Raw genomic sequence first — 26,179 nt, 5'->3', positions numbered from 1 at the left:
TGCAACCTCCTCACTTATTCATGTCAGCGAATGTTGTGCCGTCTTCGGCCATCTTGCGCAACAGGTCGGGGACCTGCCAGTAGTTCGGGTCTTCCTTGGCGTAGGCTTCGATCCGGGCAACCAGTTCCTTCGCGCCGATGGAGTCCGCATAGTGCAGCGGGCCACCGCGATGACGCGGGAAACCGTAGCCGAAGAGGAAGACCATATCGACGTCGACGGGCCGCTTGGCGGTGCCGTCTTCGACCACGCGCGCCGCTTCGGAGATGAAGGCGGTCATGTAGCGGTCGACGATGTCCTGATCGCTGAAGGTCTTGGGCGTGATGCCCTTGTCGGCGCGAACCTCGTTGATGATCTCTTCGACCGCCGGGTTCGGCACCGGCGCGCCGGTTTCGTACAGGTAGTACCCCTTGCCGGTCTTGCGACCATAGCCTTCGCGTTCACAGATCAGGTCGGCGATGTCGCCGCCATAGCGTTCATTGGCGGGCAGACCTTCTTCCTTGCGGCGCTGGCGCGTCATGTAGCCGATGTCGAGCCCCGCGAGGTCGCCCACCTTGTGCGGCCCCATGGCCATGCCGAAGCCTTCCAGCGCGCGGTCCACGTCGGCGGGCGAGGCCCCGTCCAGAACGAGGTAGGAGATCACCTTGCCGTAGTGACCAAGGATCCGGTTGCCGATGAAGCCATCGCAGACCTGCGCCAGAACGCCGACCTTCTTGAGCTTCTTGGCCAGGGCAAAACCGGTCGCCAGCGCGTCGGGCGCGGTTTTTTCGCCCTGCACGATTTCCAGCAGGCGCATCACGTGGGCCGGGCTGAAGAAGTGCAGGCCCAGCACGTCCTGCGGACGGTTGGTCATGTTGGCGATGGCGTTGATATCAAGGTACGAGGTGTTCGACGCCAGGATCGCGCCCGGCTTGCAGATGGTGTCGAGCTTGCCGAAGATGTCCTTCTTGATCTCCATCTTCTCGAAGACCGCCTCGATCACCAGGTCGACATCCGACAGGTCTTCCATCGCCAGCGACGGCTCCAGCATGGCGAGCGCGGCATCGCGCTTGTCCTGGCTCATCTTGCCGCGCGACACGGCCCCGTCGAGGTTCTTGGTGATGGTCGCGACGCCACGGTCCAGACCTTCCTGCTGCACCTCGATCAGGCGCACAGGGATGCCCGCCATCAGGCACGAGGTGGTGATGCCCGACCCCATGGTGCCGCCGCCGATCACGCCGATCTTGTCCAGCGCCCGGGTTTCGCCCTTGGCCTCGGGGATGTTCGACACGGCGCGTTCACCGAAGAAGGCGTGGATCAGGCCGGACCGCTGCGGGGATTCGATGCAGCGCATGATGCGCTCGCGCTCTTCCGCCAGACCTTCCATCAGCGGCTTGGTCGAGGCCGCGATGGCCTTGACGCATTCCGCGAGGTTGATCAGGTGCGGGTTCTTCTTCTCGACCATGGCGAGGGTCGAATTGATCGCCGCCTCGTCCGGGGTCACGTCGATGTCGCCGGTGCGACGGGTCGGCAGGGTGCCCGCGATGACCTCCTGCCCCATGGCGATCGCGATGTCGCGCGGATCACCGGCCTCGACCACGCGGTCGATGGCGCCCTTGTCGACGCCCTCTTCGACCTTGGCGTGCCGGCCCGACACGGCGATGTCCAGCGTGAAGGGAATGCCCGACAGGCGCGGCAGGCGCTGCGTGCCGCCGGCGCCGGGGATGATGCCCAGCAGCACTTCGGGCAGGCCGAACTTGGCCCCCTTGAGCGCCACGCGGGCGTGGGTGGCCAGCGCCACCTCGTAACCGCCGCCAAGCGCGGTGCCGTGGATCACCGATACGGTCGGAATGGCCGAGGCCTCGAGCGCATTGCAGACCTCGGGCAGCGACGGATCCTTGCGCGGCTGGCCGAATTCGCGGATGTCGGCCCCCGCGATGAAGGTCCGCCCGGCACAATACAGCGCGATCGCCTTGGCCTTGCCTTCGTCGTTGATCGCCTTGAAGGCATCGACCAAGCCCTGCCGCACGGCGATCCCGGTGGCGTTCACCGGCGGGTTGTCGACACAGACCAGCGCGACCTCCCCTTCGTATCCGTAGCTGACGACGTCGCTGGTTGCGTTGGATTCGGCCATGGTAGTCCCCTCGGGCAAAACGGGTTTACATCAACGGGGGACCACCGCGCGCCTTGCGGCCGCCGGTTCCATCCTCCCTCATCGGGCCGAAAGGTAAGGGCCGCATCCCCTGAGGTCAATCCAGTGGAAAAGTGTTTTGCAGAGCAGAATTGCAAAACGCCGCTGCGTCACCCGGGGATGATTTCGAACTTCACCACGTCGACCATGCCGCGATCGGTGATCTTCAGCGCAGGGATCACCGGCAGCGCAAGGAAGGCCAGTTGCAGGAAGGGTTCGTCCAGCGTGACGCCCAGGGATTTCGCGGCCTTGCGCAGGTCGATCAGGCGGTCGTGCACCTCTTCGAACGGGCGGTCCGACATCAGGCCCGCCACCGGAAGCGCGAGTTCTGCCAGCACGGTCCCGTCCCGCACCACGACGAACCCGCCCTGCAGTTCGGCCAGCCGGTTGGCCGCAAACGCCATGTCCGCGTAATCCGCCCCCACCACCGCGATATTGTGGTGATCGTGACAGACGGTCGAGGCGATGGCCCCACCTTTCAGCCCGAAGCCTTTCACGAACCCCGTGGCGACATTGCCGTTCACCCCGTGCCGTTCGATCACTGCGATCTTCACCAGGTCACGGTCCAGATCGGGGCGCTTGTCGCCATCGGTGATCGCGATCTCTTCGCTCAGATGTTCGGTGATGATCTTGCCGGGGAGGATGCCGATCACGTCGGTCTTCGTCCGATTGCCCCCGGTGCGGAACTGGTCGGCACTGATCCGCGCGATCTTGACCGATCCCTGTCCGACCGGCGGCGTGATCCTGCGCGCCGCAAAGGCCGCATCATCCATCACGACCCCGCCCGACAACACCATCTGCGCCCGGCAATCCGTCACGTCGGACAGGCAGACGATATCGGCCCTCTTGCCCGGCGCAATCTGGCCGCGATCTTTCAGTCCGAAGGCCTCGGCCGCCGACAGAGACGCCGCGCGATAGACGGCCAGCGGCGACCGGCCCAGCCGGATGAGTTCGCGGATCATGTAATCCAGGTGCCCGTGTTCGGCGATGTCCAGCGGGTTCCGGTCGTCGGTGCACAGGCACATGTAGGCGGATGTCACATCCGTCAGCAATTCCTGAAGCGCGTGAAGATCCTTCGACACCGATCCCTCGCGGATCAGAACGCGCATCCCCTTCTGCAGCTTCTCCCGCGCCTCTTCGGCCGTGGTCGCCTCGTGTTCGGTCCGGATGCCGGCGCTGACATAGGCGTTCAGGCCCTTGCCGATCAGCTGTGGACAGTGCCCGTCGATGTGACGGCCGCGAAAGGCCTCAAGCTTGGCCATGCAAACGGGGTCCTGAAAGATAACCCCCGGATAATTCATGAACTCTGCCAGTCCGATAACCTGAGGATGATCCATCATCGGCACCAGATCCTCGGCCTCGATCCGCGTCCCGGCGGTTTCCATGTGCGACGACGGCACGCAGGACGAAAGGTTGACCCGGATGTCCATCACCGTTTCCGTTGCAGAATTCAGAAAATACTGAATGCCTTCGACGCCGATCACGTTGGCAATCTCGTGCGGGTCGCAGATTGCCGTCGTCACGCCACGCGGCCCGACGCAGCGGTCGAATTCATGCGGCGTCACCAGAGAGCTTTCGATATGCAGATGCGTGTCGATGAACCCAGGGACCAGCGTAAGACCGGCGACATCCAGAACGCGCCGACCCTCGTAGTCCGCGCCGATCCCGACAATCGTATCACCGCAGATCGCCACGTCGCCGTCGATCATGTCGCCCGTGACCATGTCCCAGACCCTGCCGCCGCGCAGCACCAGGTCGGCAGGCGCATCGCCACGCCCTTGCGAGATGAGATCGGACAGGGGTTGGGTCATAACGGGCCTCGCAGGTTGTGTCCCCGAATCCGACCGCACCGGCCCCTGATTGTCCAGCCGGAAGTCTCCCGTCACGCCGCGCCGGGTCACGAGACCTTTACCGCCCCGCGCCACAGGCCCATAACACGCTCAAAGGAGACACGAATGCCCCTCTTCGACATCCCCCCCTTCCCGACCGTTCCCGTGAACGGCGAAACCCAAGCCTACGCCGTTCGCCGGATTTTCTGCGTCGGGCGCAACTATGCGGATCACGCCAAGGAAATGGGCCACCAGCCGGACATGGAGGCGCCCTTTTTCTTCTGCAAGACGCCCTCGGCCATCTGCCTGGCGCCCGCGACGATCCCCTACGCGCTTGGCACCAACGACCTGCACCACGAGATGGAGCTGGTCGTGGCCCTTGGCACGCCCGCCTTCCGCGCCACCCGGGAGGAGGCCGAAAACGCCGTCTATGCCTATGCCTGCGGGCTGGACATGACGCGCCGCGACCGGCAGCAGGACGGCAAGGACAAACGCCGCCCCTGGGATTTCGGCAAGGATTTTGAACAGTCCGCCGTCATCGCCCCCCTGACCAAGGCCGCTGATTTCGGCCCGGTCGGCGGCCAGCGCATCAACCTGACCGTCAACGGAGAGATCCGGCAGGACGCCACGCTCGACCAATTGCTGCACGATATTCCGGCAGTGATCGCCTATCTGTCGACCTTCTATCACCTGGCACCGGGCGACCTGATCTACACCGGCACGCCTGCGGGTGTCGGCCCGGTCGTCGAAGGGGATGTCCTGCGGGGCGAGATCGAGGGGCTGTCGCCGCTCGACCTGACGATCGGTCCGAAGGAATAAGCGTCAGGCAGGCACGCGCAGCACGCGCGGCACCTTGAACTCGACGTTCTCCTGCGCGGTTTCGACGACCTCGACGGTCACGTCGAACCGCGCCTTCAGGGCATCGATCACCTCGCTCACCAGCACTTCGGGGGCCGAGGCGCCTGCGGTGATGCCGATGGACCGGATGCCTTCAAGCGCCCGCCAATCGATGTCGTCAGCCCGCTGCACGAGCTGTGCATAACCACAGCCGTTCTTCGCCGCGACCTCGACCAGACGGCGAGAGTTCGAGGAATTCGGCGCGCCGACCACCAGCATCGCGTCGATCTTGCCGGCCATGGCCTTCACGGCCTCCTGCCGGTTGGTGGTGGCGTAGCAGATGTCTTCCTTGTGCGGGCCGATGATGGCCGGGAACCGCGCCTGCAGCGCCGCGACGATGCCCTTCGTGTCATCGACCGACAGGGTCGTCTGGGTGACAAACGCCAGCCGCGTCTCGTCGCGCACCTGCAAACCCGGCACATCGGCCTCGGTTTCCACCAGCAGCACCTCGCCCTGCGGCAGCTGGCCCATGGTGCCGACGGTTTCGGGATGGCCCGCGTGACCGATCATGATGATCTGCAGCCCGGCCTCATGGTGCCGTTCGGCCTCGATATGCACCTTCGAGACCAGAGGGCAGGTGGCATCCACATAGATCATCTCACGCCGGGCAGCTTCGGCCGGGACGGTCTTGGGCACGCCATGGGCGGAAAAGATCACCGGGCGGTCATCGGGGCAATCGTCCAGCTCCTCGACAAAGACCGCGCCCTGATCGCGCAGGGCATCCACGACGAACTTGTTGTGCACGATCTCGTGCCGGACATAGACCGGCGCACCCCATTTCTTCAGCGCCATCTCGACGATCTTGATGGCGCGATCGACCCCGGCGCAGAATCCGCGCGGGGCAGCAAGATGCAGGGTGAGGGGCGGCTTGGTCATGGCGGTCTCCTTGACCCCGACCTAAGCCTTCGCACCGCCTGCGTCCAGATCAGCCGGGCCATGCAGGATCAGGAAGTCGTGCATCGCGGCTTTCGTGCGCGCCGCGATCCAGTCGGCCGTCGGCTCCGTTATGGCCCCGGTCACCCGCCGCACCTGCGCGTCGCCGATCAGCAGACTGAAATACCGTTCGGTCATCTGGCGCGGGTCATGATCGCCCAGCTGACCCTCCGCAATCCCGCGCTGCATCACCCCGGCGATCCACGGCCCGACGACCCCGCGCCCGGTTTCGGCCAGTAGCGCCCCAAGCACACCTGATCCATCCGCCGCCGCCGCTCGGTTCAACGCGACCGCCCGAGGCCCAAGCAGCATCGCCAGCAGGACCTGCCCGACCCGGTCAAGCGTCTGCGCGGCCGAGGCCCCCTTGCATTCATTCAACTGCGCCAGCACACCTTCGGTATTGCGGCGGATCAGGGCCTCGAACAAGCCGGACTTGTCGCCGTACCAGCGATACAGCGTCTCGTTCGATGCCTTCGCCGCCTTTGCCACCGCCAGCATGGTCAGGCCGTCATAGCCCTTGGCCTCAAGCACCGCATAGGCGGCGTCTTCGATTTCGGCGGCACGCCGGGCCCGTCGATCTTCGCGCATGATGAAAAACTCCTTGACCAAATCCGTAACGAATCTTACGGATATGTCAAAGCGTAACATTAATTACGGATTTGACATGACCATCGCAGCTTCCCGCCCCGCCCTTTTGACCGGACTGTCCCTGACGTCCCTGGTGCTGAACGGAGCGATCTTCGGTTTCTTCTATGCCTGGGTCTGTTCGACCATGTGGGGGCTGGACGCGGCCGACCCCCGGATCGCGATCGGCGCCATGCAGGCGATGAACGCCAGTGTGCGCAACGCCGTGTTCTTTCCGGCGTTCTTCCTGACTGGCCCGGTGCTGCTGATTACAGCCGTCATCGCGGCGCGCGCTGGACGGCGTGCATCTGCGCAGCTTTTTGCGGCGGCGGGGCTGCTGTACGTGCTGGGAGGAACGATCCTGACCATGGCCGTCAATGTCCCGATGAACGAGGCACTGGCGCTGGTCGATGTCCCCGCGACCCTGGAGCAGGCGCGGGCGGTCTGGGCGGACTATTCCGGCCCGTGGCAGGTCTTCAACCAGATCCGCACCGTCGCCTCCGGCGTGGCGCTTGGCCTGACCGGACTGGCGTTGCTGCGCCTGTGACCTGCGATGCAAAAGGGCCGGAGATCACTCCGGCCCTTTCAGTCATGTCTTCGACGGTCAGTCATTTGATGCCGACTCACGCACCCGCGGCTCGGCCGAGGGTTCGCGGGGCGGGCGGCCGATCACGTCGCGCAGGTCTTCCAACTCGATGAAGTTGTCGGCCTGGCGGCGCAGTTCGTCCGCGATCATCGGGGGCTGGCTGCGAATCGTGGACACCACGGAGACGCGCACACCCTGCCGCTGAAGGCTTTCCACCAGCGGCCGGAAATCGCCATCGCCCGAAAAAAGAACGATGTGATCGACACGCGGTGCAAGCTCCATGGCATCGACGGTAAGTTCGATATCCATGTTGCCCTTGACCTTACGACGGCCCTGGCTGTCGGTGTATTCCTTGGCTGGCTTGGTGACCATCGAGAAGCCGTTGTAGTGCAGCCAGTCCACCAAGGGGCGGATGGGGGAATATTCGTCGTTCTCCAGCAGTGCGGTATAATAAAACGCACGAACCAGTTTACCACGACGCATGAATTCCTGGCGCAACAGCTTGTAGTCAATATCGAATCCAAGTGACTTGGCGGCCGCATACAGATTCGATCCATCGATGAACAGCGCCAGCCGTTCGTCTTTGTAGAACATCTAAAACCTTTCCGAGTGCTGCGCCCGGAACCGTGAGTGTGAAAAAATAAATCGGACGCAATCACCGCTAGGATAGATGCAATTTGCGGGTGTATCAAGAACTTAGGCGGCCGCAAAAGAATAGGTATGACCCATAGTGACCTACCATCACCTCGTTGCCCTGGGGGGAAATCTGCCAAGCAACGGATTGAAAAGCGAAAATTTACTTCAATCTGTGGTTGAGGAAGTCCGCCGTCGACTAGGACCTGAGGTTGCAATGTCACACTGGTACCGCACCCCCGCCTTTCCGGCAGGCAGCGGGCCCGATTTCGTCAACGGCGCCCTCAGCCATGCCAGCACGCTGAATCCGGTCGACTTTCTGGCCGAACTGCACGGAATCGAACAGCACTTCGGGCGCATACGCCAAGACAGATGGGGACCGCGTACGGTCGATCTTGACCTGATCGCCTCTGGTAACGTGATTTTGCCCGACCGCGCCACCTGGCAGCACTGGCACGACCTGCCGCATGCGCGACAAACCGCTGAGACGCCCGACACGCTGATCCTGCCGCACCCCCGGATGCAGGACCGCGGCTTCGTGCTGGTGCCGCTGATGGACATCGCCCCCGATTGGCGCCACCCAGTCCTGGGGCGGACCATCGCCGAGATGCACGCGGATTTGACCGAAGATGACCTTGCCGGCGTGGAAAGACTGGCGGATTCGGGTTGTCAATAACGCACCTTGCGCGTATGAGAGCCTTTCATCCCCGATAACCCGGAGTGCCCTATGGCCCGTGTGACCGTTGAAGATTGCGTTGATAAAGTCCCGAACCGGTTCGAGCTCGTCCTGCTTGCCGCACATCGTGCGCGTGAAGTGTCGGCCGGCGCACCGATCACCGTGGACCGCGACAACGACAAGAACCCGGTCGTCAGCCTGCGCGAAATCGCCGAGGAAACCCAGTCCGCTGACGAACTTCGCGAACGTCTGATCGAAGCCAACCAGGCCCAGATCGAAGTGGACGAGCCCGAAGAAGACAGCATGGCGCTGCTGATGGGGTCCGAAGCGGCGGACAAACCGGCCGACGACGACATGAGCGAAGAGAAACTGCTTCGCGCACTGATGGAGGCGCAGGGCGGCCAGGGCTGACCTGCTTCGGGAAGGCGCGACCACGTGGATCTGAAGCCTGCCGATGATCTTATCACGCTGGTCCGCGCCTATAACCCCCGGACGAACGAACAACTGATTCGCGATGCCTACGACTTCGGCCGCGACATGCATGAAGGGCAGTACCGGAAATCCGGTGAGCCCTACTTCTCGCACCCCATAGAAGTCGCGTCGATCCTCGCGCAGCAGCACCTTGACGATGCCACCATCGTCACCGCCCTGCTGCACGACACCATCGAAGACACCAAGGCCAGCTATCAGATCGTGGCCGAGAAGTTCGGCACCGATATTGCCGAACTGGTCAACGGCGTCACCAAGCTGACCAACCTGCAGCTGAACTCGACCGAGACGAAGCAGGCCGAAAACTTCCGCAAGCTCTTCATGGCGATGTCGCGCGACCTGCGCGTGCTTCTGGTCAAGCTGGCCGACCGGCTGCACAACATGCGCACGATCCGGTCGATGCGTGCCGAAAAGCAGGTGCAGAAGGCCCGCGAAACCATGGACATCTTCGCGCCCCTTGCCGGGCGCATGGGGATGCAATGGATGCGCGAAGAGCTTGAGGACCTGTCCTTCAAGGTGCTCAACCCCGAAGCGCGCAATTCGATCATCCGCCGCTTCGTCATGCTGCAGCAGGAAACCGGCGACGTCATCGAACGGATCACCACCGACATGCGCGCCGAACTGACCCGCGTGGGAATCGGCGGCACCGTCACGGGCCGCGCAAAACGCCCCTACTCCATCTGGCGCAAGATGGAGGAAAAGGACCAAAGCTTCTCGCGCCTGTCCGACATCTACGGCTTCCGCATCATCACCGGGTCCGAAGACGACTGTTACCGCGTGCTGGGCGCGATCCATCGCCGCTGGCGATCGGTGCCGGGCCGGTTCAAGGACTACATCAGCCAGCCCAAGTCGAACGGCTATCGGTCGATCCACACCACCGTGTCCGGTCGCGACGGCAAGCGGGTCGAGGTGCAGATCCGCACCAAGGAAATGCACGAGGTCGCCGAAGCCGGGGTCGCCGCGCACTGGTCGTACCGCGATGGCGTGCCGTCGGAAAACCCCTTCGCCGTCGATCCCGCCCGCTGGATCACCACCCTGTCCGAACAGTTCCAGAACGAAGACGACCACGAGGATTTCCTCGAGGCCGTGAAGCTGGAAATGTATTCGGACAAGGTCTTTTGCTTCACGCCCAAGGGCGAGGTCGTCAAGCTGCCCAAGGGTGCGACGCCCATTGACTTCGCCTACGCCATCCACACCCGGATCGGGTCGGCCTGTGTCGGCGCCAAGATCGACGGCATGCGCGTGCCGCTCTGGACCCGCGTGAAGAACGGCCAGTCGATCGAGATCATCACCGCCGAGGGGCAGGAGCCGCAGGCGACCTGGCTCGACATCGCCACCACCGGCAAGGCCAAGACCGCGATCCGCCGCGCCCTGCGCGAGGTCGACCGCGAACGGTTCATCAAGCTGGGCTGGGAACTGGCCCGGTCCGCCTTCGAACACATCGGCAAGAAGGCCACCGACAAGGCACTGGAAACCGCTGCGGAAAAGCTGCGGCTCGACAGCCGCGACACCCTGCTGGCCCGGCTCGGCTCGGCCGAGCTTAGCGCCAGCCAGGTCGTTCTGACGCTTTATCCCAAACTCGTGCCGGATGATGGCGAAGGCGTCGCCCGTGACCGTGCGGTGATCGGCCTTGCCCCCGGCCAGAAATTCGAACGCGCCGCCTGCTGCCAGCCGCTGCCCGGCGAACGCATCGTCGGCATCACCTGGAAGGGGCGGGGCGTGGTGGTCCATGCCATCGACTGCCCGGTGCTGGGCGATTATGAGGATCAGCCCGAACGCTGGCTGGACCTGCATTGGCACGCGGGCAAGCACGCCGCGGTGAACCCCGTCACCCTGGCCGTGACAATGGGCAACGACGCAGGTGTCCTTGGTCGGATTTGCACATTGATCGGAGAGCAGAAGGCCAATATCTCGGATCTCAAGTTCATCGACCGGAAACCTGACTTCTATAGGATCCTGGTCGACATCGAATTGCGCGACGCGGAACATCTGCACAATGTGACCTCGGCCCTTGAGGCCGAGTCGGATATTGCTGCCCTGTCGCGCCACAGAAACCCGTCGGCGGCCAGGCCCCCAGCGCCCGCCCCGGCAGAGATCGGAGAGACCGTTGGTCTTCAAACGTCGCGATAGACGTCCTCTCTGGCAAATGGCTTTGGAGTTCATCTGGCCGCGCGGCGGCTGGGCCCGGGCGTTTCACTACGTCAAACACCGGATGCGGCGCCTTCCCGACAGCCCCGAAAAGATCGCGCGCGGCATCTTCGCCGGGATCGTCACGATCTTCACCCCCTTCTACGGTCTGCACTTCCTGACCGCCGCGATCATCGCCTTCATCGTGCGCGGCAATATCCTGGCCGCCCTGCTGGCCACCTTTGTCGGCAATCCGCTGACCTTCGTGCCGATCGCCATCATCTCGGTCCAGACGGGGCTGTTCCTGCTGGGCCGGCATCCGCATTCGGCCGGGCACGAAGATACCTTCACGCAGAAATTCTTCTATGCGGCACAGGATCTGAAAGACAATGTCTGGGCGCTGTTCACCGACAAGGACGCCGACTGGACCGCGTTGCAGGTCTTCTATCACGACATCTTCTATCCCTTCATGATCGGCGGAATCATCCCCGGGATCGTGGCCGGTCTGGCGGCCTACTACTTGTCCGTGCCGATCATCCGCGCCTATCAACACCGCAGGCGCGGCGCGCTGAAAGCCAAGCTCGCCGCGATCCGTGCCAAGGCCGACGCGGCCAAGCGCGCGAAAAACGACAAGGTCGACAAGGGACGGGAGACAGGGACATGACGGACGGCAAGCTGCGCCTCGGGGTGAACATCGATCACGTGGCCACCGTGCGCAACGCGCGCGGATCGGCCTATCCCGATCCCCTGCGGGCCGCCAAGATCGCGGAAGAGGCCGGGGCCGACGGCATCACTGCCCACCTGCGCGAAGACCGCCGCCACATCTCGGACGCGGATATCGAAGCCCTGATGGATGGCCTGACGCTGCCGCTGAATTTCGAAATGGCGGCGACCGACGAAATGCAGAAGATCGCCCTGCGCCACAAGCCGCACGCCGTCTGCATCGTGCCCGAAAAGCGCGAGGAACGGACAACCGAAGGCGGGCTTGAAGTCGCGCGCGAGGAAAACAAGCTGGCGCACTTCATCGCCCCGCTGCGCGAGGCCGGCTGCCGCGTCTCGATCTTCATCGCCGCCGACCAGCGCCAGATCGAAGCCGCGCACCGCATCGGCGCCGAGGTCATCGAACTGCACACCGGCGCCTACTGCGACTTCCATGCCGAAGGGGCCTTTGACAAGCGCGACGCCGAACTGGCCCGCCTGACCGACATGGCCACCTTCGGCCATTCCCTCGGGCTTGAGGTACACGCAGGACACGGGCTGACCTACGACACCGTGAAACCCGTCGCCGCCCTGCCGCAGGTGATGGAGCTCAACATCGGTCACTTCCTGATCGGTGAGGCGATCTTCCGCGGCCTCGACCCGGCGATCCGCGAAATGCGCAGGTTGATGGACGAGGCCCGCGAAACGGCCTGACCCGGCGTAGGGTGCGTGCTTGCACGCACCGCGCGCAGCGGCCCTACCGCGCCCCCGGCACCTCGGCCACGCCCAGCCCCTCGGCCTCGATCGCGCCCTTCAACCACGCGCGAAACCGCCTTTGCGGCACGCTCAGCGACCGGTCCTGCGCCGAGATCAGCCAATAGGCCGCGCCGGTTTCGCGCCAGATCGGGAAGGGCGCCACGATCTGGCCGCGCCGCAGCGCATCGGCGCACAGCGTTTCAAACCCAAGGAAAACGCCGGCGCCGGTCATCGCGGCATCAAGGCACAGCGATCCTTCCCCGAACTCAGGCCCGTCCGGCAGGTCGGATGCCGTGATCCCCTGCCCCGTCAGCCAATCCGACCAGCCGAACATCGCCTTCACGTCGCGGATGATCGGAACGCTGCGCAGATCGGCGGGCGTCCTCAGCCCCTCGGCCAGCTCGGCGCTGCAAACCGGCAGGATACGCTGCGGGAACAGCCGTTCGGCCTCAACCCCGGGATAGGGACCGTTGCCGATGCGGATCGCGAAATCCGCTGATCCGTCGCTTGGGTCGATCAGCCGGGTGTCGCTGTCGATGCGGATCCGGATATCGGGGTGCGCCCGGGTGAAATCGCGCAGCCGCCAGATCAGCCAGCGCGCCGCAAAGATCGGGGCACAGGACACGGTCAACGCGGTCTGGCGATCCTTGCGCGTTTCCTCAACAGCCGCAGACAGCCGTTCGAACCCTTGCCGCAAAAGGCGAAAGACCTCTTCCTGTCCCTCGGCGGCGATCATGCCACCGGGACGGCGATCAAACAGGCGCAGGCCAAGCGCGCCCTCCAGCCGACCGATCTGCTGGCTCACCGCGCCGGCCGACACGCCAAGTTCGCGGCCCGCAGCGGACAGGGACCCAAGGCGATGCACGGCCTCGGCGGCGCGCAATCCGTTCAGGGGGGCTCGGCTCAGCTCATCCATTCACAAAACCTAAAGCCATATGAAGATCCGCTGCAATTCATTCAGGCCGTGCAGCGACCATATACCACAATATCTTAAACACAGGAGAAAACCATGACCAACTGGTTCACAGCGCTTTTCACCCCCGCCGTGCATCCCGCGCCCGGCGATCCCTTCGCCCATCCCGACATCGCGCGCATGTCTCAGCGCGATCTGGCCGACCTGCCGCTGACCCCGCCGCCCGCACCCGGCGCAGGCCCCGCCGCGCGGCAGGCCACCCTGCCCCATGCCCGCGCGATCTTGACCTGACGCCGGACCGCCACAGCTTTCCCGCAACCCGGAGAAAGCACCATGACCAACCAGCCGACCCAAGCCGAACGCGACGTGATGCGCGATCTGATCGACCGCGCCCTGGACGAGGCCAAGGATGGCGGCAAGGCCGGGATCGCCGCCGCCGTGATGCGGGGCGACACGCTGATCGCGCGCGGCCTCAACGAGGTGCACCTGCGCCATGACCCCACCCGTCATGCCGAAATCGTGGCGATCTCTGCCGCGACCCGGGCGTTGTCGGACCCGGACCTGAGCGGCTGCACGCTGCTGACCACCCTGCAACCCTGCGAGATGTGCCTGTCCGCCATGCGCTTTGCCGGCATCCGGCGGGTGATCTATGCGGCCGGGCGGCCGGATGTGGTCGAAACCAAGTATTTCGCCTTCCCCGGACTGACGATCCCCGATTTCCGCCGCGCCGATCACGACGACTTCACCGCCATCGGCGGCGTCGACGAAGACCGCATCCGCCACATCTATGCCATGGGCGCCGACTGAGCCCCCGCTGACAAGCCCCGGCAAAGCCTGTAAGCGGGGACGGCAACAGGCAATGGACACCCCGCAATGATCCTTGGAATCGGCACCGATCTGGCAAACATCGACCGGATTCAGGCGACGCTCGACCGGTTCGGCGACCGGTTCCGCAACCGCGTGTTCACCGAAACCGAACAGGCCAAGGCCGAACGCCGCGCCGATGTCGCGGGCACCTATGCCAAGAGATGGGCCGCAAAAGAGGCGTGTTCAAAGGCACTTGGCACCGGGCTGCGCATGGGGATCTCGTGGAAGGACATGGCGGTGACCAACCTGCGCACCGGCCAGCCGGTGATGCATGTGACCGGCTGGGCCGCCGAACGGCTGGCGCAGATGACCCCCGCAGGGCATGAGGCCATCATTCACGTCACCCTCACCGACGACCACCCCTGGGCGCAGGCCTTTGTCGTGATCGAGGCGCGCCCCCTCTCCGACGGTTGATCAGCGCAGGCGGGCTGCTGCCTTGACACCCCCCGGCCCCGGACGCATGAACCCATCAGGCGTCGAGCAGAAGGACATCCGCAATGGCTGACGAAAACCAGGGCTTCATGGGGGCCGTCTGGGAAACCATCAAGACGATCTTCTGGGCGTTGATCATCGCCGGGGTCTTCCGCACGCTGTTCTTCCAGCCCTTCTGGATCCCCTCGTCCTCGATGAAGGACACGCTGCTGGTCGGCGATTTCCTTTTCGTGAACAAGATGGCCTACGGCTATTCCTACGCCTCCTGCCCGAACATCAAGATCGCGCGCTTCGGCATCGACATCGACGCGGACGACATCTGTGGCTTCCTTGACGGTGACAACACGCGCGTGCTGGCGGGTGAACCCGAACGCGGCGACGTCGTGGTCTTTCGCCACCCGGTCACGCACCAGGATTACATCAAGCGCCTGATCGGCCTGCCGGGTGACCGCGTGCAGGTCAAGGAAGGCCTGATCTACATCAACGATGAACCCGTCAAGGTCGAGGACGGCGGCACCTTCACCGAGGTGAAGGAAGCGCAAGGCCCCGAACGCCGTTTCCCCCGGTGTTCCAACGACCCCGTCGGCGAAGGCGGTCAGTGCGTCAAGGAACGCCAGATCGAGACCCTGCCCAACGGCGTGACCCATTCGACCCTGAACATCACCGACCGTGGTGACCTGGACACCACCAAGGTCTTCACCGTGCCCGAAGGCGAATACTTCTTCATGGGCGACAACCGCGACAACTCCACCGACAGCCGGGTCGCGCAGACCTCGTTCGGGGTGGGCTTCGTGCCCTACGAAAATCTGATCGGCCGCGCGGATCGGATCATGTTCTCCTCCGCCGGACGGTCGATGCTGTTCTTCTGGACCTGGCGCAGCGACCGGTTCTTCAAGGGTATCGAATAATCCCGCAGGCGACGCACCTGTTGGCACGGGGCGTCGCGGTGCTAGGATGCGCGGACGCTTCGGGGGACTGTGGTGAAACTGTCGGCTGAATTGAAAGAGTTCCAGCGCCGGATCGGGCATGACTTTGCCCGGCCCGAACTGCTTGTGCGTGCGGTGACGCATTCCTCGGTCTCCTCGCCGACGCGCGGCGACAACCAGCGTCTGGAATTCCTGGGCGACCGGGTGCTGGGCCTGGTCATGGCCGAGGCGCTGTTTGCCAAGGACATGGATGCCAGCGAAGGCCAGATGGCCCCGCGCTTCAACGCTCTGGTCCGGAAAGAGGCCTGCGCTGACGTGGCCCGCCAGGTCGATCTGGGCACGGTGCTGAAACTGGGCCGATCCGAACAGCTGTCGGGCGGACGTCGCAAGCAGGCGCTTCTGGGCGACGCGATGGAGGCGGTGATCGCCGCCGTATACCGCGACGCCGGGTTCGAGGCCGCGCGCGACCTGATCCTGCGTCTCTGGGGGGACCGCATCGACCAGGTCGAGGAAGACGCCCGCGACGCCAAGACCGCCCTTCAGGAATGGGCACAGGCGCGCGGCCTCCCGCCGCCCAGCTACGCCGAACTGGAACGGAAAGGCCCCGACCACGCCCCCGAATTCCGGATCGAGGCGCGGCTGAAATCCGGTCAGTCCGCCACCGCGACCGCCGGGTCGAAACGCGCCGCCGAACAGGCCGCCGCACAAGCGCTTTTGAAAAGCATCGGCCCGTCATGAAGATCGTCAGCCTGAACGCCTGGGGTGGGCGCCTGTTCGAACAGATGTCCGACTGGCTGGCCCACGAACAGCCTGATGTCCTTTGCCTGCAAGAGGTCGTCTATGCCCCCGGCAGCCCTTCAGCCTGGCTGGATTACCGCGATGACGGCCAGAACCTGCCGCAGCGCGCCGACATGCTCCGCGATATCCTGCGGGTGCTTCCCGATCACGGGGTGACCTTCTGCCCGGCGGCCTGCGGCACGCTCTGGCTGGGCGAACGGCCGATCCCGGCGCTTTGGGGGCTGGCGACCTTCCTGGGGCCGGAACTCACGGTGGTGGGCCAGCACCAGGGCTTTGTGCATGGCGATTTCTCACCCGCCGGGTTCGGCGCGCACCCCCGGTCGCGCACCGCCCATGTCGTGCGCGTCTTTCACCCCGAAGAAGGCGGTGTCACCATCGGCCACATGCACGGTCTGCGCGATCTGAACGGCAAGATGGACACGCCCGTGCGGGGCGAACAGGCCCGCAAGTTCGCGACCATGATCCAGGCCGTGCAGCAGCCCGGCGATCCGGTCGTGGCCTGTGGCGATTTCAACGTCCTGCCGGGGTCCGAGACCTTCCGCGTCATGACCCGTGTCGCGCCCTATAACCTTGTCACCCTGCGCGGCTATGACGGCACCCGCACGTCCTACTATCCGAAACCGCAGAGATGGGCGGACTACATGCTGGTCAACGGCCCGCTCAAGGACGCGGCCTTCGAGGTGGTGCAGACGCCCGAGATCTCGGACCACTGCCCGCTGGTGCTTCATACGGCCTGACAGTCCTGTGCTGCGCCCCTTACGACGGGCGCGGATCCCTGTCAGTGGTCGCCCCGGACCGTTTCCGCGCCGACGGATCATAGGGCGTCGACCAAAGATCCTGCCGCCCCTTCTGCCGGGCATCGGCCCGCCAATGCCGCTTACGCACCCCTTCGGGTTCGAATTGCAGATAGACCCCGCCCGAGAATTTCGGCCAATCGATCGCCATCCCCCGTCGCACCATTTCGGCCGACAGGTCCGTCCCGTCAGGCAGCAGGCATTTTGCAACGATCCGATCATAGGACAGCTGATCCTGCGGCTCGACGCGGATTTCCTTGCCTTTGCAAAGACCGATCAAGGTCCACTTCGATTTCTTGCCCCAAGGGTGCTCCATTTCCGGCGCATCGATCCCGAACAGGCGAATGCGCTGTTTCTTCACGATGATGGTATCCCCGTCGATCACCGTGCACCTGCCTGAAAATGCTGCGGGTTTCGTCGGCTCGGACACCGGAGGTCCAAGTGGGACACAGGGCGCAGGCCGTGGACCGGTCGGCCGTGATATCTCTTTCGGCAGGTCGATCGAGGTCGGCCTCCGCGTGGATCTGCGATCCCGTGGCGCCAAGAGTGCCACCACGCAAACCACCGCAAGCAATAATAAAATGAATTCCAAATCGATTCTCCCTAATGTCATTTTTGAAATGGCCTTATTGGGAGTCAATAAATCCACACGGAAACACCAAGTTTCCGGGATTATTCCTTGAAGCCGATGTCCCGGTTGGGGCTCTGCCCCCGGCCCTGCGGGCCTCCCCCGAGGTATTTCGGACCAGAAGAAGCAGCGTCAGGGGCGGCGCGCGTCGGGGTTCTGGCTTTGGTCACCGGAATCCTCTATGAGGCCCGGAAACCACCCAAGGATCGCCCATGAGCACCCGCGCCGGATTCGTCGCCCTGATCGGAGAGCCCAATGCGGGCAAGTCCACCCTGACCAACCGACTGGTCGGGGCCAAGGTCTCTATCGTCACGCACAAGGTGCAGACCACCCGCGCCCGCATTCGCGGCGTGGCGCTGGAAGGCGAGAGCCAGATCGTCATCGTCGACACCCCCGGCCTGTTCCAGCCGCGCCGCCGCCTGGATCGCGCGATGGTCGCCGCCGCATGGGGCGGCGTGGCCGATGCCGATATCACCGTCCTGCTGATCGAGGCGCATCGCGGCGTCACCTCGGGCGTGGAACGCATTCTCGATGTCCTGCAGGAGATGCCCAAGCATCGCCGCATCGCCCTGGCCATCAACAAGATCGACCGGGTCGAGGCGCCGCAACTGCTGGAGCTGACCGAGAAGCTGAACGCCGCCTACGATTTCGAACAGACCTTCATGATCTCGGCCGAAAAGGGCCACGGCGTGCAACATCTGAAGGAATGGCTGGCGGGCGAGATGCCGGAAAGCCCCTGGCTTTATCCCGAAGACCAGATCGCCGACCTGCCCCTGCGCATGATCGCGGCCGAGATGACGCGCGAAAAGCTGACCCTGCGCCTGCACCAGGAACTGCCCTACCAGCTGACCGTGGAAACCGAGGCCTGGGAGGAACGCGAGGACGGATCGGCCCGCATCGACCAGATCGTCTATGTGGCCCGTGACGGCCACAAGGGCATCGTGCTGGGCAACAAGGGCGAGACGATCAAGGCAGTCGGCAAGCTGGCGCGCGAAGAGCTTGAGGAATTCCTCGGCCGCCGCGTGCATCTTTTCCTTCAGGTCAAGGTCCGCACCAACTGGCTTGAGGAAAAGGAACGCTATTCCGAGATGGGGCTCGATTTCCGCGACGGGAACAAATGAGGCTGACGGCGCGGGTCTGGGTCGACGCCTACCTGACCCGCCTGCGCCTGCAGGACATCCCCGCCTTCGTGGTGGCCCATGGCGACGACACCGGTGGCGCGGTCCTGGTCAAGCTCGCGACGCTTGATGGCAAGGCGCAGGCCTTTCAGCGCAGTTTCGACATCATGACCGGTGCACGCCAGTGGATGACGCTGGCCGAAGGGGATGAGTCCGAGGTCGACGCGGCCATCACCCGCCAGCGCGGCTATGACCCCGATCTCTGGGTGATCGAAGTCGAGGATCGGCAGGGTCGTCACCTTCTGGACGAACCCGGGCTGTCGGACTGACGCGACCGCTATCTCGGCCGCACGAGCCGGGCGAGCGCGATCTGCATCAGCCCCGCGATCAGGAAAGCCACGGCAAGGATCACCGTCCAGCGCAGCACGCCATCCCAGCCGACCTGAACGGGGCTGGTGAAGAAATAGGGGTATTCCCCGTCGATCGCCCCCCGGCCCAGCGCGTAGCACACGTAGACGAGGGGCCAGAGCATCCACAAAAGCGCCGCCCGCACCCCCAGCCCGTCGCGCGGACCGAAGGCCAGCCACCACAGGGCCACCACCCCCGGCACGCTGCCATGCAGGCCGAGGTTGGCCCACCAGTCGAGCCCCGCCTTCGCGCCGTCCGTTTCGGCCAGGAGCAGGTGATAGACCACCCCCGTGATCGCGATCCAAAGCGTCACACCACCCAGCCAGACCGGCGCACGGACCCGACCCCGCACCGCCAGCACGGCATAGGTCACGGCAACCATCAGGTTCGTCAGGATCGTGAAGAACCGCGCCAGCCGCCACAGCGTGGCCAGACCACCATCCTCCGGGTTCTCGGCTTGGGTGACCAGCACCTGCGCACCAAGGCTGGCAAAGGCCATCACGGCGACCACAAGGGCAAGGAACCGGGCAAGGGGCGAAAGCGTCATGGCGGCAGGATTGCGCCAACTTGCCCTGCCGCGCAAGGGCACGGATAAAGGCGCATGGACTGGCGAGACGAAGGCATATTGCTGTCGGTGAAACGGCACGGGGAATCGGCGGTGATCGCCGAGGTCTTCACCCCCGCGCAGGGGCGTCACGCGGGCATCGTGCGCGGCGGCGCGTCGCGTCGGATGGCGCCGTTTCTGCAACCCGGGGCGCAGATGGACATCGCCTGGAATGCCCGTTTGCAGGAACACCTGGGTACCTTCGTGCTGGAACCGCTCAGATCACGCGCGGCGGTGGTGATGTCGAACCGCATGGCCCTGGCCGGGCTGAACGCGGTCACGGCGCTGTTGTGTTTCGCCCTGCCCGATCGCGAACCGCACCCCCGGCTGTATGCCCGGACCGAACAGCTGCTTGATCTGCTGGACCAGACCGACCTCTGGCCGCTGGCCTACCTGCATTGGGAACTGGCGCTGCTGGAAGATCTGGGCTTCGGGCTGGATCTGACCTCCTGCGCCGTGACCGGGGCGACCGACGGGCTGACCCATATCTCGCCACGCACGGGGCGGGCCGTGACGCGGGCGGGCGCGGGGGACTATGCCGACCGGCTGCTGCCTTTGCCGCCGTGCCTGTTGCGTCAGGGCGATGCACCCGACAGCGAAATCGCCGAAGGTTACCGGGTCACGGGCCATTTCCTGAACCAGCATCTTGCGCCCGATCTGGGAAGCAAGCCGCTGCCCGAGGCGCGGCAAAGGTTCGTCGATCTGTTCATGCGGGGGGTGGCGGCCTGATCCCGCTCAGCGCAGGGCGAGCACCAGATCAACCAGCGTTTTCAATGCCCTGTCATCAGCCACGTCGTCCGACAGCAGGCCCATGCCGACCTTGGCAGCATAGAGCGTGCGCGCGATGTCAGGGTTGGTCACGCCAAGTTCCCGCAGCACCGCCGACAGGTGCGCCAAACGCGCGGCGTCCAGTTTCGCCAGCTTCACGGCCGCCGCCGGGTCGGTGGCCGCCCAGCTGCGCATCGCGGCTTCTGTATCCGGATCACCGCCGAATCCCGTCTCCATCATGGTCTGCAGCTGCGCGACGGCTTCGGACTTCTCGGACGGGGTGGCGGGCAGCTTGGCCGTCAGGTCATGCCAGAAATCCAGCAGCGCCTGCCGATAGCCGGGAACATCATCGAAATGCCAGTAGAACGACCCCTTGGTGGTATCGAGCGCCCGCGCCAAGGGTTCGGCTTTCAGCGCCTCGGGCCCGGAGGCCGCGAGAGCGGACAGACCAGCCTGCAGCCAGTCATCGGCAGTAAGGCGTTGCTTGCGACTCATGCCCCCATGTTACCTCATCAACGCTGCCATGCAGCATTTTTCTGCGCCTGCAAAGAAAAGTGATCACATCGCCCCGATCATACAGAAATGTTGGCGGTTGACGAACCCTGCCGCGACCGGCCCAATTGCCGCCAAAGGAATTGTGCCCATGAGTTATGAATATTTCATTGCCAACTTGATCGTCTGCATCGCGCCGGGCCTTGGGGTGATCTACACTCTGTCGACATCGCTTGGCTCGGGCCTGCGCGCCGGGTTGTGGGCCGCGCTTGGCTGCACGCTGGCGACCGTCGTGCACCTGGCCGTCGCTCTGGCAGGGCTGGCGGCAGTTCTGCATACCTCGGCCGTTCTGTTCCAGACCATCAAGTTCGCCGGCGCGGCCTATCTTCTCTGGATGGCCTGGACGACGCTGCGGGCGACCGGCACGCTGGCGGTCGATCCGGACACCCGCGCCCGGGCTGACAGGCCTTGGCGGATCGTCCGGCGCGGCGTGCTGCTGAACCTTCTCAACCCCAAGCTGCCGCTCTTCTTCCTCGCCTTCCTGCCGCAGTTCCTGCCCGCGGGCACCCCCGACCCGACGCGCGACCTGATGCTGCTTGGCGCGGTGTTCGTCGCCACGACCGGCGGCGTCATGATGACCTATGCGCTCGCCGCCGGAACGATGCGCCGGTACATCGTCGGCTCCGAACGCGCCATGACCTGGCTGCGCCGGATCTTCGCCGCAAGTTTCGCGGCCCTCGGGCTGAGACTGGCGGCCGAACGGGCATGACCGCCGATGCGCGGACCCTGGCCGTCTATGACGAGGCCGCCCGGAAATACGGTCAAAGGCGCGGGCTCGATTGGGAGAACGATGCGCTCGACGCCTTCCTCGCTCGCCTGCCGCCAGACGCCCTCGTGCTGGATCTGGGCTGTGGTCCCGGCCATCATGCCCTGCGGATGATGGCCTCGGGTCGCAGCGTCGATGCGGTGGATGCCTCACCCGGGATGGTGGCCCGTGCCATCGACAGCGGGGTGCCCGCCCGCCTGGCCCGCTTTGACCAGATCGACGGCGATGCCCTCTATGATGGGGCCTGGGCCAACTTCACCCTGTTGCACGCCCCGCGCGATGCGGTGCCCGGACACCTGCAGCGCCTGCACCGCGCGCTGAAACCCGGCGGGGTGATCCATATCGGCTTCAAGGTCGGCACGGGCGAAGGGCGCGACAGCCTGGACCGGTTCTACACCTACTGGGAGGTCGCAGAGATGCATCGCGCTCTGGACCTCGCGGGCGTCATCGTGGATGAGGAGGTACGGCGGGGCAAAGGCACCGGCCTGGACAGCAGCCCCTTCGGATGGGCGCTGATGACAGGTGTCAAACGCCCCTGACCCGCGACGCGACATTGAACCGAGGACGGACATTTGGCCGACTATTTTGCCTTCACCGACGGAGCCTGCTCCGGCAATCCCGGCCCCGGAGGCTGGGGCGTGCTTCTTCAGGCGAAAGAGGGCGACACCGTCCTCAAGGAACGCGACCTGAAGGGCGGAGAGGCCGAAACGACCAACAACCGGATGGAACTGCTCGCGGCGATCAGCGCCTTGGAAACGCTAGGCAAATCAACCGCCATCACGGTCGTGACCGATAGCGCCTACGTCAAGAACGGCGTCACCGGCTGGATCCACGGCTGGAAGCGGAACGGGTGGAAGACCTCGAACAAGAAGCCTGTGAAGAACGTCGACCTGTGGCAGCGGCTGGACGAGGCGCAGGCGCGCCACCAGGTGACCTGGAAGTGGGTCAAGGGCCACGCCGGGCACCCCGAAAACGAACGCGCGGACGAACTGGCCCGCGCCGGCATGGCGCCCTTCAAGGGCTGAGACCTATCCCTTCAGCCCCCGCCAGAGGCTGAGCGCCAGATCCGACAGGTCCCCGGCGCGGGCCAGCAGGTGTTCGCGTTCGACCCCGCCGCTGTCAGCCCGGTCCATCCGCTCAAGCATCCGCATCAGCCGCCGCCGGTGCGTGCCCGTCGCCACCTGCACCGGATCCGCCAGCACCCCTGCAAAGGTCGTCACGATCGCCCCGATGACGGCAAGTGCCACCCCGGTCGCGACCACCTGCCAGACCGGCAGCGCGACCGGAAAGACCCCGTAGTAGAGCCCGCCAAGCGCTTGGCCCAGAGGAAACTCTGCCACCGCCTGAGCTTCGGCCCGCCGTTCGGCCATCGGCCCGGCCAGAGAGATCATGCCCGGCGTCGCCGTTCCGAACAGCAGCGCCCCGGTCCCAAGCACGAACAGCGTCGTCACCATCTCGGACACCGCGCTGCGGGTGGTGACGTAGGCGTCGATCGCCGTGCGTTCGGCCTCGACCGACGCGGTCACCAAGCCCTGCCCGCGCAAATCGGCCACCAGATCCGTCACCGCATCGGCCACCTTCACCGCCACGGCCGTCCGGAAAAACACCTGCCGCCGCCGCAACCATGACGCCAGCCCGGGCATCCGTCCCCATCCGGCCAGCAGGGCCATGAGGCGCGACAGCAGGAACGCCGGCGCCAGCACCACGTTGACCGGGGCCTTCACCAGATCCCAGCCAAGCGCGGCCCGATGCAGCCGCAGCGTGCCGCGCGCCCCGAACACCCGGCGCACGAAGGCGCGCACAAGATCGACCCGGGGATCGCGCACCTGGGACCTTACTTGGGACCGTAGGTCTGCCATAGCCAGATCAGCAGCAATGCGCCCAGAACCGCCCCGATGAGACCGGCAAACAGCCCCATGACCGACAGCAGAACCCGCACGACCAGCCCGCCGATCAGCGCGCCGCCCATGCCGATGGCGATGGTGACCGGGATCGACGCCTCGATCCGCATCATTCGCGTGGCCAGAAACCCTGCCGCCGCGCCCACGATCAGAAGCCAGATCACACCCATGCCGCACCCTCCGTTGACAGATCCAGAATGGGCACCTGCCCCGATGCTTTCAAGCACGGCGGCTCATTTCGTCTGAATTGCATCGCCCGAAACCCGACAGCTGCCCGCGCCAGACCAACGCCGACGATCCCGGCCCTGCCCGCCCTTAACAGCCTGCCTAAAGCCGAACGCCAGCAGGAATCGGATTGCCCCGCAGGAAATCCGCCGCGGATTGCGCGCCCTTGCCCGCCCGCTGCAGCCGCAGAAGCTGCACGGCGCCATCGCCGCAGGCCACGGTCAGCGCATCGTCCAGAACCTCGCCCGGCGCGCCCTGCCCGGCCCCCAGTCGCGAGCCCAGCAGCTTCACCCGCTGCCCCTCGACCTCGCACCAGGCGCCAGGGAAGGGCGACAGCCCCCGGATCAGCCGGTCGACCTCATCCGCCGGACGGGTCCAGTCGACCCGCGCCTCGGCCTTGTCTATCTTGCTGGCATAGGTCACGCCGTCCTCGGGCTGCACCTCCGCCTCCAGCTCGTCCAGCCGCGCCAGCGCCTCGACGATCAGACGCGACCCAAGCACCGACAGCCGGTCGTGCAGCTGATCCGTGGTCTCCTCCGCCCCGATCGACAGCGCCTCACGCAGCAGCACCGGACCTGTGTCCAGCCCTGCCTCCATCTGCATGATGCAGACGCCGGTTTCGGCATCTCCGGCCATGATCGCCCGGTGGATCGGCGCTGCCCCGCGCCAGCGCGGCAGAAGCGAGGCGTGGATGTTCAGGCACCCCCGCGCGGGCGCATCCAGCACGGCCTGCGGCAGGATCAGACCATAGGCCACGACCACCGCCACCTCGGCCTGAAGCGCGGCGAACTCGGCCTGCGCCTCGGCCCCCTTCAGCGACACCGGATGCCGGACATCCAGACCCATCTCGACCGCGCGCGCATGCACCGGGGTCGGTCGGTCCTTCTTGCCGCGCCCCGCAGGCCGGGGCGGCTGACAGTAGACGCAGGCGATCTCGTGCCCGGCATCGACCAGCGCCTCAAGCACCGGCACCGAAAACTCGGGCGTTCCCATGAATATGACGCGCATCCCGTCTCCCTTCATCTTGCCGGAAATACTCCGGGGAGCGCGAGGGGCAGCGCCCCTCGCCGCCGTCAGCCGAATTTCTTCGCCTTCCGCAGCAGCATGTCCCGCTTCATCTTGCTCAGCCGATCGAAATACATCCGGCCGGCCAGGTGATCGATCTGATGCTGCACCGATGTCGCCCAGAGCCCGACGAAATCACGCTCCTCGATCTCTCCGGCCTCGTTCAGGAACCGCACGGTCACCGCGCGCGGGCGTTCGATCTTGGCCGACACCCCCGGCAGGCAGGGCGAGGCCTCCTCATGCTCGCGCGGCTGCACGCTGGCATGCAGGACCTGCGGATTGGCCATCCGGACGGCCTGCCCCCGGCTTTCCGAGGCATCGACGACCGCCAGCCGCTGCATGACACCGATCTGCACGGCGGCCAGCCCGACGCCCGGCATCGCCTCCATCGTGTCGATCATGTCGGTCCAGATCGCGCGGATGTCGTCGGTCACCTCGGTGACCTCGGCCGCAGCAGTGCGCAGCCGCTTGTCGGGCCAGCGCAGGATCGGTCGGACGGTCATCGCAAGGCCCCGTAATCCGCCATCAGGGCGCTTCGGGCGACCAGCGGCACCCGGTCGAAGATGACCTTGCCGTCCAGGTGATCGGCTTCATGCTGGGCGCAGACGGCGTGGAAACCTCCAAGCTCGGCCTCCTGCGGCTGCCAGTCCGCATCGAACCAGCGCAACCGGATCCGCGACGGCCGCGACACCCGCGCCGACACGCCGGGGATCGACAGGCAGGCCTCTTCGTTGACCGAGGTTTCCTCGCCAAGCGGTTCGATCACCGGGTTCAGGCAGGCCACGGGGGTCTTCGCCCCTTCTTTCCAGGTCACATCCATGACGAACACCCGCTTCATCACACCGACCTGCGGCCCCGCCAGACCGCGACCGGGGGCGGCATACATCGTGTCGAACATGTCGGCGATCAGGCCGCGCAGATCCTCGCCCTCGGGCACGGGGGTGCAGACCTCGGACAGGCGCGGGTCAGGCCACTTCAGGATCGGCAGTACCGCCATG

Annotated in this window: 33 protein-coding genes; 19 read left to right on the top strand and 14 right to left on the bottom strand. The window is 65.3% G+C overall.

Features of this window, described 5'->3' with window-relative positions:
• Window positions 1-10 precede the first annotated feature (10 nt).
• Window positions 11-2,110 carry a 3-hydroxyacyl-CoA dehydrogenase NAD-binding domain-containing protein gene (locus tag E4S58_RS10270; RefSeq protein WP_136636317.1) on the bottom strand — a complete coding sequence of 700 codons (2,100 nt, stop codon included), beginning with the start codon at window positions 2,108-2,110 and terminating at the stop codon, window positions 11-13.
• A gap of 167 nt (window positions 2,111-2,277) precedes the next feature.
• Complete coding sequence (gene ade, locus E4S58_RS10265; protein ID WP_136636316.1) at window positions 2,278-3,978, bottom strand: adenine deaminase; 1,701 nt, start codon at window positions 3,976-3,978, stop codon at window positions 2,278-2,280.
• A gap of 144 nt (window positions 3,979-4,122) precedes the next feature.
• Here ade and E4S58_RS10260 point away from each other — a divergent pair, with 144 nt between their 5' ends.
• On the top strand, window positions 4,123-4,815 hold the full coding sequence (locus tag E4S58_RS10260; RefSeq protein WP_136636315.1) for a fumarylacetoacetate hydrolase family protein: 693 nt from the start codon (window positions 4,123-4,125) through the stop codon (window positions 4,813-4,815).
• A gap of 3 nt (window positions 4,816-4,818) precedes the next feature.
• Here the strand turns inward: E4S58_RS10260 and ispH are convergent, their stop codons facing one another.
• Complete coding sequence (ispH, locus tag E4S58_RS10255) at window positions 4,819-5,769, bottom strand: 4-hydroxy-3-methylbut-2-enyl diphosphate reductase (protein ID WP_136636314.1); 951 nt, start codon at window positions 5,767-5,769, stop codon at window positions 4,819-4,821.
• 21 nt (window positions 5,770-5,790) lie between these two features.
• Window positions 5,791-6,414, bottom strand: a complete 624-nt coding sequence (locus tag E4S58_RS10250) for a TetR/AcrR family transcriptional regulator (RefSeq protein WP_136636313.1) — start codon at window positions 6,412-6,414, stop codon at window positions 5,791-5,793.
• A 76-nt stretch (window positions 6,415-6,490) separates the two neighbouring features.
• On the opposite strand from E4S58_RS10250, the gene E4S58_RS10245 reads away from it, so the two are divergent.
• On the top strand, window positions 6,491-6,997 hold the full coding sequence (locus E4S58_RS10245) for an anthrone oxygenase family protein (protein ID WP_136636312.1): 507 nt from the start codon (window positions 6,491-6,493) through the stop codon (window positions 6,995-6,997).
• Window positions 6,998-7,054: 57 nt separating this feature from the next.
• Here E4S58_RS10245 and E4S58_RS10240 read toward each other — a convergent pair whose 3' ends face one another.
• Window positions 7,055-7,630 carry a LabA-like NYN domain-containing protein gene (locus tag E4S58_RS10240; protein ID WP_136636311.1) on the bottom strand — a complete coding sequence of 192 codons (576 nt, stop codon included), beginning with the start codon at window positions 7,628-7,630 and terminating at the stop codon, window positions 7,055-7,057.
• 136 nt (window positions 7,631-7,766) lie between these two features.
• On the opposite strand from E4S58_RS10240, the gene folK reads away from it, so the two are divergent.
• From folK to E4S58_RS10215, 5 genes are read left to right on the top strand one after another with little or no spacing between them, the layout of a single operon-like run.
• Entirely contained in the window at window positions 7,767-8,345 is a 579-nt protein-coding gene (folK, locus tag E4S58_RS10235) for a 2-amino-4-hydroxy-6-hydroxymethyldihydropteridine diphosphokinase (protein WP_338101525.1), read from the top strand.
• A 51-nt stretch (window positions 8,346-8,396) separates the two neighbouring features.
• Window positions 8,397-8,756 carry a DNA-directed RNA polymerase subunit omega gene (rpoZ, locus tag E4S58_RS10230; RefSeq protein WP_136636309.1) on the top strand — a complete coding sequence of 120 codons (360 nt, stop codon included), beginning with the start codon at window positions 8,397-8,399 and terminating at the stop codon, window positions 8,754-8,756.
• 30 nt (window positions 8,757-8,786) lie between these two features.
• Window positions 8,787-10,964: a RelA/SpoT family protein gene (locus E4S58_RS10225; protein WP_136636815.1), complete on the top strand. Its 2,178-nt coding sequence runs from the start codon at window positions 8,787-8,789 to the stop codon at window positions 10,962-10,964.
• Window positions 10,942-11,625: a DUF2062 domain-containing protein gene (locus E4S58_RS10220; RefSeq protein WP_169052651.1), complete on the top strand. Its 684-nt coding sequence runs from the start codon at window positions 10,942-10,944 to the stop codon at window positions 11,623-11,625. Before E4S58_RS10225 ends, E4S58_RS10220 begins: the two co-directional genes overlap by 23 nt.
• Window positions 11,622-12,374, top strand: coding sequence for a pyridoxine 5'-phosphate synthase (locus E4S58_RS10215; RefSeq protein WP_136636307.1), 753 nt, complete (start codon window positions 11,622-11,624; stop codon window positions 12,372-12,374). The genes E4S58_RS10220 and E4S58_RS10215 overlap by 4 nt, the downstream gene beginning before the upstream one ends.
• A gap of 43 nt (window positions 12,375-12,417) precedes the next feature.
• Here E4S58_RS10215 and E4S58_RS10210 read toward each other — a convergent pair whose 3' ends face one another.
• Window positions 12,418-13,332, bottom strand: a complete 915-nt coding sequence (locus E4S58_RS10210; protein ID WP_136636306.1) for a LysR substrate-binding domain-containing protein — start codon at window positions 13,330-13,332, stop codon at window positions 12,418-12,420.
• 93 nt (window positions 13,333-13,425) lie between these two features.
• On the opposite strand from E4S58_RS10210, the gene E4S58_RS10205 reads away from it, so the two are divergent.
• From E4S58_RS10205 to E4S58_RS10180, 6 genes are all read left to right on the top strand, one after another.
• Window positions 13,426-13,620 carry a hypothetical protein gene (locus E4S58_RS10205; RefSeq protein WP_136636305.1) on the top strand — a complete coding sequence of 65 codons (195 nt, stop codon included), beginning with the start codon at window positions 13,426-13,428 and terminating at the stop codon, window positions 13,618-13,620.
• 42 nt (window positions 13,621-13,662) lie between these two features.
• Window positions 13,663-14,136 (top strand): nucleoside deaminase, encoded by a 474-nt coding sequence (locus E4S58_RS10200; protein ID WP_136636304.1) that lies wholly within the window; start codon window positions 13,663-13,665, stop codon window positions 14,134-14,136.
• Between the two features lie 66 nt (window positions 14,137-14,202).
• Window positions 14,203-14,610: a holo-ACP synthase gene (acpS, locus tag E4S58_RS10195; RefSeq protein WP_136636303.1), complete on the top strand. Its 408-nt coding sequence runs from the start codon at window positions 14,203-14,205 to the stop codon at window positions 14,608-14,610.
• A gap of 83 nt (window positions 14,611-14,693) precedes the next feature.
• Window positions 14,694-15,536, top strand: a complete 843-nt coding sequence (gene lepB / locus E4S58_RS10190; protein WP_136636302.1) for a signal peptidase I — start codon at window positions 14,694-14,696, stop codon at window positions 15,534-15,536.
• Window positions 15,537-15,608: 72 nt separating this feature from the next.
• Entirely contained in the window at window positions 15,609-16,292 is a 684-nt protein-coding gene (rnc, locus tag E4S58_RS10185; RefSeq protein ID WP_136636301.1) for a ribonuclease III, read from the top strand.
• Complete coding sequence (locus E4S58_RS10180) at window positions 16,289-17,089, top strand: endonuclease/exonuclease/phosphatase family protein (RefSeq protein ID WP_136636300.1); 801 nt, start codon at window positions 16,289-16,291, stop codon at window positions 17,087-17,089. The genes rnc and E4S58_RS10180 overlap by 4 nt, the downstream gene beginning before the upstream one ends.
• A gap of 19 nt (window positions 17,090-17,108) precedes the next feature.
• On the opposite strand, the gene E4S58_RS18025 is transcribed toward E4S58_RS10180, so the two are convergent.
• Window positions 17,109-17,531 (bottom strand): thermonuclease family protein, encoded by a 423-nt coding sequence (locus tag E4S58_RS18025; RefSeq protein ID WP_240789521.1) that lies wholly within the window; start codon window positions 17,529-17,531, stop codon window positions 17,109-17,111.
• Window positions 17,532-17,986: 455 nt separating this feature from the next.
• Here E4S58_RS18025 and era point away from each other — a divergent pair, with 455 nt between their 5' ends.
• Window positions 17,987-18,895, top strand: coding sequence for a GTPase Era (gene era / locus E4S58_RS10170; protein WP_136636299.1), 909 nt, complete (start codon window positions 17,987-17,989; stop codon window positions 18,893-18,895).
• Window positions 18,892-19,221 carry a DUF1491 family protein gene (locus E4S58_RS10165; protein ID WP_136636298.1) on the top strand — a complete coding sequence of 110 codons (330 nt, stop codon included), beginning with the start codon at window positions 18,892-18,894 and terminating at the stop codon, window positions 19,219-19,221. The genes era and E4S58_RS10165 overlap by 4 nt, the downstream gene beginning before the upstream one ends.
• An 8-nt stretch (window positions 19,222-19,229) precedes the next feature.
• Here E4S58_RS10165 and E4S58_RS10160 read toward each other — a convergent pair whose 3' ends face one another.
• Window positions 19,230-19,847 carry a Pr6Pr family membrane protein gene (locus tag E4S58_RS10160; RefSeq protein ID WP_136636297.1) on the bottom strand — a complete coding sequence of 206 codons (618 nt, stop codon included), beginning with the start codon at window positions 19,845-19,847 and terminating at the stop codon, window positions 19,230-19,232.
• Between the two features lie 54 nt (window positions 19,848-19,901).
• On the opposite strand from E4S58_RS10160, the gene recO reads away from it, so the two are divergent.
• Window positions 19,902-20,633 (top strand): DNA repair protein RecO, encoded by a 732-nt coding sequence (gene recO, locus E4S58_RS10155; protein ID WP_136636296.1) that lies wholly within the window; start codon window positions 19,902-19,904, stop codon window positions 20,631-20,633.
• Window positions 20,634-20,639: 6 nt separating this feature from the next.
• Here recO and E4S58_RS10150 read toward each other — a convergent pair whose 3' ends face one another.
• Entirely contained in the window at window positions 20,640-21,167 is a 528-nt protein-coding gene (locus tag E4S58_RS10150) for a TetR/AcrR family transcriptional regulator (RefSeq protein ID WP_136636295.1), read from the bottom strand.
• 148 nt (window positions 21,168-21,315) lie between these two features.
• Between E4S58_RS10150 and E4S58_RS10145 the strand changes: the two genes are divergently transcribed.
• The 3 genes from E4S58_RS10145 to rnhA are packed head-to-tail and all read left to right on the top strand — an operon-like array spanning window position 21,316 to window position 23,015.
• Window positions 21,316-21,933: a LysE family translocator gene (locus E4S58_RS10145; protein WP_136636294.1), complete on the top strand. Its 618-nt coding sequence runs from the start codon at window positions 21,316-21,318 to the stop codon at window positions 21,931-21,933.
• Window positions 21,930-22,529 carry a class I SAM-dependent DNA methyltransferase gene (locus E4S58_RS10140; RefSeq protein ID WP_136636293.1) on the top strand — a complete coding sequence of 200 codons (600 nt, stop codon included), beginning with the start codon at window positions 21,930-21,932 and terminating at the stop codon, window positions 22,527-22,529. Before E4S58_RS10145 ends, E4S58_RS10140 begins: the two co-directional genes overlap by 4 nt.
• 33 nt (window positions 22,530-22,562) lie before the next feature.
• On the top strand, window positions 22,563-23,015 hold the full coding sequence (rnhA, locus tag E4S58_RS10135; protein WP_136636292.1) for a ribonuclease HI: 453 nt from the start codon (window positions 22,563-22,565) through the stop codon (window positions 23,013-23,015).
• A gap of 3 nt (window positions 23,016-23,018) precedes the next feature.
• Here rnhA and E4S58_RS10130 read toward each other — a convergent pair whose 3' ends face one another.
• The 5 genes from E4S58_RS10130 to def (E4S58_RS10110) all read right to left on the bottom strand — a co-directional run bounded on the left by E4S58_RS10130 (window position 23,019) and on the right by def (E4S58_RS10110) (window position 26,178).
• On the bottom strand, window positions 23,019-23,816 hold the full coding sequence (locus tag E4S58_RS10130; protein WP_240789520.1) for a DUF6635 family protein: 798 nt from the start codon (window positions 23,814-23,816) through the stop codon (window positions 23,019-23,021).
• A gap of 8 nt (window positions 23,817-23,824) precedes the next feature.
• A complete protein-coding gene (locus tag E4S58_RS10125; RefSeq protein ID WP_136636290.1) occupies window positions 23,825-24,061 on the bottom strand; it encodes a GlsB/YeaQ/YmgE family stress response membrane protein in 237 nt (78 codons plus the stop codon).
• Window positions 24,062-24,218: 157 nt separating this feature from the next.
• Window positions 24,219-25,124 carry a methionyl-tRNA formyltransferase gene (fmt, locus tag E4S58_RS10120; protein ID WP_136636289.1) on the bottom strand — a complete coding sequence of 302 codons (906 nt, stop codon included), beginning with the start codon at window positions 25,122-25,124 and terminating at the stop codon, window positions 24,219-24,221.
• Between the two features lie 65 nt (window positions 25,125-25,189).
• Window positions 25,190-25,684 (bottom strand): peptide deformylase, encoded by a 495-nt coding sequence (def, locus tag E4S58_RS10115; RefSeq protein WP_136636288.1) that lies wholly within the window; start codon window positions 25,682-25,684, stop codon window positions 25,190-25,192.
• A complete protein-coding gene (gene def / locus E4S58_RS10110; protein WP_136636287.1) occupies window positions 25,681-26,178 on the bottom strand; it encodes a peptide deformylase in 498 nt (165 codons plus the stop codon). Before def (E4S58_RS10110) ends, def (E4S58_RS10115) begins: the two co-directional genes overlap by 4 nt.
• Window position 26,179: the final 1 nt, after the last annotated feature.

It is taken from the genome of Pseudooceanicola onchidii, assembly GCF_004959925.1.
Classification (GTDB): domain Bacteria; phylum Pseudomonadota; class Alphaproteobacteria; order Rhodobacterales; family Rhodobacteraceae; genus Pseudooceanicola; species Pseudooceanicola onchidii.
This window is presented reverse-complemented; position numbering and strand designations above follow the sequence as displayed.

Excerpts from the sequence above, each read along its gene's own strand:
- lepB (WP_136636302.1), top strand. The coding sequence starts at position 14,694 with ATGGCTGACGAAAACCAGGGCTTCATGGGGGCCGTCTGGGAAACCATC.
- def (WP_136636288.1), bottom strand. The coding sequence starts at position 25,684 with ATGACCGTCCGACCGATCCTGCGCTGGCCCGACAAGCGGCTGCGCACT.
- def (WP_136636287.1), bottom strand. The coding sequence starts at position 26,178 with ATGGCGGTACTGCCGATCCTGAAGTGGCCTGACCCGCGCCTGTCCGAG.
- era (WP_136636299.1), top strand. The coding sequence starts at position 17,987 with ATGAGCACCCGCGCCGGATTCGTCGCCCTGATCGGAGAGCCCAATGCG.
- E4S58_RS10145 (WP_136636294.1), top strand. The coding sequence starts at position 21,316 with ATGAGTTATGAATATTTCATTGCCAACTTGATCGTCTGCATCGCGCCG.
- E4S58_RS10270 (WP_136636317.1), bottom strand. The coding sequence starts at position 2,110 with ATGGCCGAATCCAACGCAACCAGCGACGTCGTCAGCTACGGATACGAA.
- ade (WP_136636316.1), bottom strand. The coding sequence starts at position 3,978 with ATGACCCAACCCCTGTCCGATCTCATCTCGCAAGGGCGTGGCGATGCG.
- fmt (WP_136636289.1), bottom strand. The coding sequence starts at position 25,124 with ATGCGCGTCATATTCATGGGAACGCCCGAGTTTTCGGTGCCGGTGCTT.
- acpS (WP_136636303.1), top strand. The coding sequence starts at position 14,203 with ATGATCCTTGGAATCGGCACCGATCTGGCAAACATCGACCGGATTCAG.
- E4S58_RS10210 (WP_136636306.1), bottom strand. The coding sequence starts at position 13,332 with ATGGATGAGCTGAGCCGAGCCCCCCTGAACGGATTGCGCGCCGCCGAG.
- ispH (WP_136636314.1), bottom strand. The coding sequence starts at position 5,769 with ATGACCAAGCCGCCCCTCACCCTGCATCTTGCTGCCCCGCGCGGATTC.
- E4S58_RS10250 (WP_136636313.1), bottom strand. The coding sequence starts at position 6,414 with ATGCGCGAAGATCGACGGGCCCGGCGTGCCGCCGAAATCGAAGACGCC.
- E4S58_RS10245 (WP_136636312.1), top strand. The coding sequence starts at position 6,491 with ATGACCATCGCAGCTTCCCGCCCCGCCCTTTTGACCGGACTGTCCCTG.
- E4S58_RS10140 (WP_136636293.1), top strand. The coding sequence starts at position 21,930 with ATGACCGCCGATGCGCGGACCCTGGCCGTCTATGACGAGGCCGCCCGG.
- rpoZ (WP_136636309.1), top strand. The coding sequence starts at position 8,397 with ATGGCCCGTGTGACCGTTGAAGATTGCGTTGATAAAGTCCCGAACCGG.
- E4S58_RS10200 (WP_136636304.1), top strand. The coding sequence starts at position 13,663 with ATGACCAACCAGCCGACCCAAGCCGAACGCGACGTGATGCGCGATCTG.
- E4S58_RS10180 (WP_136636300.1), top strand. The coding sequence starts at position 16,289 with ATGAAGATCGTCAGCCTGAACGCCTGGGGTGGGCGCCTGTTCGAACAG.
- E4S58_RS10165 (WP_136636298.1), top strand. The coding sequence starts at position 18,892 with ATGAGGCTGACGGCGCGGGTCTGGGTCGACGCCTACCTGACCCGCCTG.
- E4S58_RS10260 (WP_136636315.1), top strand. The coding sequence starts at position 4,123 with ATGCCCCTCTTCGACATCCCCCCCTTCCCGACCGTTCCCGTGAACGGC.
- E4S58_RS10205 (WP_136636305.1), top strand. The coding sequence starts at position 13,426 with ATGACCAACTGGTTCACAGCGCTTTTCACCCCCGCCGTGCATCCCGCG.
- E4S58_RS10240 (WP_136636311.1), bottom strand. The coding sequence starts at position 7,630 with ATGTTCTACAAAGACGAACGGCTGGCGCTGTTCATCGATGGATCGAAT.
- E4S58_RS10150 (WP_136636295.1), bottom strand. The coding sequence starts at position 21,167 with ATGAGTCGCAAGCAACGCCTTACTGCCGATGACTGGCTGCAGGCTGGT.
- E4S58_RS10160 (WP_136636297.1), bottom strand. The coding sequence starts at position 19,847 with ATGACGCTTTCGCCCCTTGCCCGGTTCCTTGCCCTTGTGGTCGCCGTG.
- recO (WP_136636296.1), top strand. The coding sequence starts at position 19,902 with ATGGACTGGCGAGACGAAGGCATATTGCTGTCGGTGAAACGGCACGGG.
- E4S58_RS10215 (WP_136636307.1), top strand. The coding sequence starts at position 11,622 with ATGACGGACGGCAAGCTGCGCCTCGGGGTGAACATCGATCACGTGGCC.
- E4S58_RS10125 (WP_136636290.1), bottom strand. The coding sequence starts at position 24,061 with ATGGGTGTGATCTGGCTTCTGATCGTGGGCGCGGCGGCAGGGTTTCTG.